Origin of the sequence: Pseudomonas meliae, assembly GCF_001400515.1 — a bacterium.
GTDB lineage: Bacteria > Pseudomonadota > Gammaproteobacteria > Pseudomonadales > Pseudomonadaceae > Aquipseudomonas > Aquipseudomonas amygdali.
Genome location: NZ_LJQT01000375.1, coordinates 1 through 5068, shown reverse-complemented (window position 1 = coordinate 5068; position 5068 = coordinate 1). Strand labels below are relative to the sequence as shown.

The following is a 5068-nucleotide window of genomic DNA, read 5'->3' as shown; positions in this document are numbered from 1 at the left end:
GTGATCACCGTCAGCACCGACGAGATCTGCGCGGCGATCAAGGACATCTACGACGACACCCGCTCGATCACCGAGCCTGCGGGCGCGCTGGGTGTTGCCGGGATCAAGAAATATGTCGAGCAGCGCGGCATCAGCGGTCAGACACTGGTGGCCATCGACTCCGGAGCCAACGTCAACTTCGACCGTTTGCGTCACGTGGCCGAACGTGCAGAGCTGGGCGAAGGCCGCGAGGCGATCATTGCCGTGACGATTCCTGAACAACCGGGCAGCTTCAAGGCGTTCTGCGAGGCCATCGGCAAGCGGCAGATCACCGAATTCAACTACCGCTATCACACTGATCGCGAGGCGCACATCTTCGTCGGCGTGCAGACCCATCCCGAGAACGACCCACGCAGCGCCCTGATCGCCAGCCTGACCGGCCAGGGCTTCCCGGTGCTGGACCTGACCGACAACGAACTGGCCAAACTGCACATCCGCCACATGGTCGGCGGGCATGCCGAGCGGGTCAATGATGAAGTGGTGCTGCGCTTCGAGTTCCCGGAGCGACCGGGCGCGCTGTTCAACTTCCTCAACCGCCTGGGCGGCCGCTGGACCATCTCCATGTTCCACTACCGCAACCACGGCGCTGCTGACGGCCGGGTGGTTGCCGGGCTGGTGGTGCCGGAGGAAGAGCGGCATCTGGTGGGCGCAGCGCTGGACGAGATTGGTTACCCGTATTGGGACGAGAGCGAGAACCCGGCGTACAGGCTGTTTCTGGGCTGAGGCCTTAGATACTCCCGTTCCTCACGCTCCGCGTCACAAGAGGACGGAGCGTCCAGACCGGCTTGCCCACGTGGAGCACGGGCGCGATAGCGCTTAAGGCACGGCTCTTGTGTCCACACTGCTAAACTCACCCAAGTCCGATTCCAGAGGAACACCGCGTCATGGAACCCATCACCACCCTTAATACCCTGCACATCGTCGCCATTGCGCTGTTGTTGATCAGCGCGCTGGTGTTGTCCAGCGGGGTGGTCAAGGTGCGTCTTGAAGGCGACACGACCGTGCAGAATCGCCTGCTCAAGCGGCCATTGCTGTTTTTCTGGGTGTTGATGGCCTTGTGTCTGGCGACGCTGCCGTTCAGTGGCTGGTGGCTGGTGCATTTGAAAGGCCTGTCACTGGGCCAGACCTGGGTGCTGGGCAGCAGTGTGCTTTACACCCTGGGGCTGTGCAGTTGGGTCTGGCTGGTGGCCAGGCTCAACCGGTTGCGCCTCGGTGCCAAGGGCGGCAAGCGAGGCTTCACCTTGGCGCTGACCGTGATCAGCGTCGTGTGCTTTGTGGCGATGGCCGGTCTGATGGGCTTCAAACCGGCCTGAGCAGTGCCGACGTTCAGTTACGCAGGGTTATAACCGGCCAGCCGCGTCGCTCGGCTTCGGCACGCAATTTATCGTCCGGATCGACCGCAACCGGGTTGGCCACTTGCTCCAGCAGCGGCAGGTCGTTCATCGAGTCGCTGTAGAAATAGCTGTCCTCAAGGCTGAACGCGTTGTCTTCAAGCCACTGATTGAGGCGTGTCACCTTGCCCTCACGGAAGCACGGAACGCCCGTAGTACGGCCTGTGTAACGACCATCAACCATCTCGCATTCGGTTGCCAGCAGTGTATCGATGCCCAGCCGCGCCACAATCGGTGCGGTCACAAAGCGATTGGTAGCGGTAATGACCACCAGCTTGTCGCCTGCGTCGCGGTGTTTGGCGATCAATTCCAGCGCCTTGGGCAGCATGATCGGCTCGATGCAGTCGCGCATGAAGTCGCGGTGCCATTCCTCCAGTTGCGCCATATCAGTGTTGCCCAGAATCTCCAGGGTAAAATTCAGGTAGTCGGTCATGTTCAGCGTACCGGCCAGGTAATCCTGATAGAACTCATCGTTGCGGGTCTTGTAGGTTGCGGCATCGAGGATCCCGCGTCGGCACAGATAATCGCCCCAGGCATGGTCGCTGTCGCCGCCCAGAAGCGTGTTGTCGAGGTCGAATAAAGCCAGACGCATAGGGTTACTCACTGAAATAGTTGAAAAAAGAGTCCCAGAATACGAGGTTTTCACAAGTCTTCACATAAGGTGATAAGCCTCGTTGCTGGTTTGATCGCCTTTGTGGAACAATGCGGCGACATGCGTTTGCGAGGTTGTTGCCGTGATCGACCCCGATGGTTTCCGTCCTAATGTCGGGATTATTCTGACAAACGATGCTGGTCAGGTCCTATGGGCTCGGCGTATTAACCAGGATGCCTGGCAGTTTCCTCAGGGTGGAATCAACCCGCAGGAGACGCCGGAAGACGCGCTTTATCGTGAATTGAATGAAGAAGTCGGGCTGGAACGACATGATGTGCAAATACTTGCCTGCACTCGGGGCTGGTTGCGCTATCGTTTGCCGCAACGTCTGGTCCGTACGCACAGCCAGCCGCTGTGTATCGGCCAGAAGCAAAAATGGTTTCTCCTGCGCCTGATCTCCAACGAGCAGCGGGTGCGGATGGATTTGACCGGTAAACCGGAGTTCGATGGCTGGCGCTGGGTCAGTTATTGGTACCCGTTAGGCCAGGTGGTGACATTCAAGCGCGAGGTGTATCGACGCGCACTCAAAGAGCTTGCCCCGCGCCTGTTATCGCGCGACTGACACGGAGTTCGACCCCGAGCCATGCTCAATACGCTGCGCAAGATCGTCCAGGAAGTTAACTCCGCCAAGGATCTCAAGGCGGCGTTGGGCATTATTGTGTTACGCGTCAAGGAGGCCATGGGCAGCCAGGTCTGCTCGGTCTACCTGCTCGATGCCGAGGTCAACCGCTTTGTGCTGATGGCCTCTGAAGGCCTCAACAAACGCTCCATCGGCAAAGTCAGCATGGCGCCGAATGAAGGCCTGGTCGGTCTGGTCGGCACGCGTGAAGAACCGCTGAACCTCGAAAACGCCGCAGATCACCCTCGTTATCGCTATTTTGCCGAGACTGGTGAAGAGCGTTACGCCTCGTTCCTCGGCGCGCCGATTATCCACCACCGTCGCGTGGTGGGGGTGTTGGTGATCCAGCAAAAGGAGCGTCGTCAGTTCGACGAGGGCGAAGAAGCCTTCCTGGTCACCATGAGCGCGCAACTGGCGGGCGTTATTGCCCATGCCGAAGCCACCGGCTCGATCCGCGGTCTGGGTCGCCAGGGCAAGGGCATTCAGGAAGCCAAGTTCGTCGGTGTGGCCGGTTCGCCGGGCGCTGCTGTAGGTGTGGCAGTGGTCATGCTGCCGCCTGCCGATCTGGAGGTGGTGCCGGACAAGACCGTTACTGACATCGCCGCCGAGCTGGCGTTGTTCCAGAACGCGCTGGAAGGCGTGCGCAATGACATGCGCACCCTGTCAGCCAAGCTTGCCACCCAACTGCGCCCCGAAGAGCGCGCGCTGTTCGATGTTTACCTGATGATGCTCGATGACGCCTCGCTGGGCAGCGAAGTGACCGATGTCATCAAGACCGGCCAGTGGGCGCAGGGTGCCTTGCGCTCGGTGGTCAGCGAGCACGTCAAACGTTTCGAACTGATGGACGATGCCTACTTGCGGGAGCGAGCCTCGGACGTCAAGGACCTGGGCCGTCGCCTGCTGGCCTACCTGCAGGAAGCGCGGCAGCAGGCGCTGGTCTACCCCGACAACACGATTCTGGTCAGTGAAGAATTGACCCCGGCCATGCTGGGCGAGGTGCCGGAAGGCAAGCTGGTGGGTCTTGTATCGGTTCAGGGGTCCGGCAACTCCCACGTTGCGATTTTGGCGCGGGCCATGGGCATTCCCACGGTCATGGGGCTGGTGGACTTCCCTTACTCCAAGGTCGACGGCATCGATCTGGTGGTCGACGGTTATCACGGCGAAGTCTTCACCAACCCCAGCGAAATCATGCGCAAGCAGTTCGGCAAGGTGGTCGAGGAGGAGCGCCAGCTTTCCCAAGGCCTGGATGCCCTGCGTGAACTGCCCTGCGTGACCCTTGACGGCCATCGCATGCCGCTGTGGGTCAATACCGGCCTGCTGGCTGATGTCGCTCGCGCTCAGCAGCGCGGTGCCGAAGGGGTGGGGCTGTACCGTACCGAAGTGCCATTCATGATCAACCAGCGTTTCCCGAGTGAAAAGGAACAGCTGGCGATTTATCGTGAGCAACTGGCCGCCTTCCATCCGCTGCCGGTGACCATGCGCAGCCTGGATATCGGCGGCGACAAGTCGCTGTCCTACTTCCCGATCAAGGAAGACAACCCGTTTCTGGGCTGGCGCGGTATTCGCGTCACTCTCGATCACCCGGAAATCTTCCTTGTCCAGACCCGCGCCATGCTCAAGGCCAGCGAGGGCCTGAATAACCTGCGCATTCTATTGCCGATGATCTCCAGCACCCACGAAGTGGAAGAAGCGCTGCACCTGATCCACCGGGCGTGGGGTGAGGTGCGCGACGAAGGCACCGACGTGCCGATGCCGCCTGTGGGCGTGATGATCGAAGTGCCTGCGGCGGTCTACCAGACCCGCGATCTGGCGCGTCAGGTCGACTTCCTCTCGGTAGGCTCCAACGACCTGACCCAATACCTGCTGGCGGTCGACCGCAACAACCCGCGTGTGGCCGATCTTTATGATTACCTGCACCCGGCCGTGCTCCAGGCCCTGCAAAGCGTGGTGCGTGATGCACATGCCGAGGGCAAGCCGGTCAGCATCTGCGGCGAGATGGCCGGCGACCCGGCTGCGGCTGTGCTGTTGATGGCGATGGGCTTCGACAGCCTGTCGATGAATGCCACCAACCTGCCGAAAGTGAAGTGGATGCTGCGTCAGATCAACCTCAGCAAGGCCAAGGAACTGCTTGCGCAGTTGATGACCAACGACAACCCGCAAGTCATCAGCAGCTCCCTGCAACTGGCGCTGAAAAACCTCGGCCTGTCGCGGATGATCAACCCGAGCTCGGTCAAAGGGCACTAAGCGCCACGATAGTTACAGAACTATCGTTCCTCACGCTCCAGCGTGGGAATGCCGTGGGTGACGCTCCGCGTCACAAATCTGCGCCGCGCCGCCCGCTCAAGATAGGACGCAGAGCGTCCAGAA

4 protein-coding genes and 1 pseudogene are annotated in these 5068 nt (G+C 60.6%); 4 read left to right on the top strand and 1 reads right to left on the bottom strand.

Features of this window, described 5'->3' with window-relative positions; translation table 11 throughout:
- Positions 1-762: pseudogene (locus ALO64_RS17820) on the top strand (threonine ammonia-lyase, biosynthetic); the annotation flags it as partial.
- Positions 763-923: 161 nt separating this feature from the next.
- The gene (locus ALO64_RS17815; RefSeq protein ID WP_044322800.1) at positions 924-1352 is read left to right on the top strand and encodes a DUF2269 family protein; all 429 of its coding nucleotides are present in this window, start codon (positions 924-926) and stop codon (positions 1350-1352) included.
- Between the two features lie 13 nt (positions 1353-1365).
- On the opposite strand, the gene ALO64_RS17810 is transcribed toward ALO64_RS17815, so the two are convergent.
- Positions 1366-2022, bottom strand: coding sequence for a histidinol-phosphatase (locus ALO64_RS17810; RefSeq protein WP_004655004.1), 657 nt, complete (start codon positions 2020-2022; stop codon positions 1366-1368).
- Between the two features lie 142 nt (positions 2023-2164).
- Between ALO64_RS17810 and ALO64_RS17805 the strand changes: the two genes are divergently transcribed.
- Both ALO64_RS17805 and ptsP read left to right on the top strand, forming a co-directional pair.
- The gene (locus tag ALO64_RS17805; RefSeq protein WP_002555745.1) at positions 2165-2644 is read left to right on the top strand and encodes an RNA pyrophosphohydrolase; all 480 of its coding nucleotides are present in this window, start codon (positions 2165-2167) and stop codon (positions 2642-2644) included.
- 21 nt (positions 2645-2665) lie between these two features.
- Positions 2666-4945, top strand: a complete 2280-nt coding sequence (ptsP, locus tag ALO64_RS17800; protein ID WP_002555744.1) for a phosphoenolpyruvate--protein phosphotransferase — start codon at positions 2666-2668, stop codon at positions 4943-4945.
- Positions 4946-5068 lie beyond the last annotated feature (123 nt).

What these genes read in the sequence shown, in the direction of transcription:
- ptsP (WP_002555744.1), top strand. Translation starts at nt 2,666, where the DNA reads ATGCTCAATACGCTGCGCAAGATCGTCCAGGAAGTTAACTCCGCCAAG.
- ALO64_RS17815 (WP_044322800.1), top strand. Translation starts at nt 924, where the DNA reads ATGGAACCCATCACCACCCTTAATACCCTGCACATCGTCGCCATTGCG.
- ALO64_RS17810 (WP_004655004.1), bottom strand. Translation starts at nt 2,022, where the DNA reads ATGCGTCTGGCTTTATTCGACCTCGACAACACGCTTCTGGGCGGCGAC.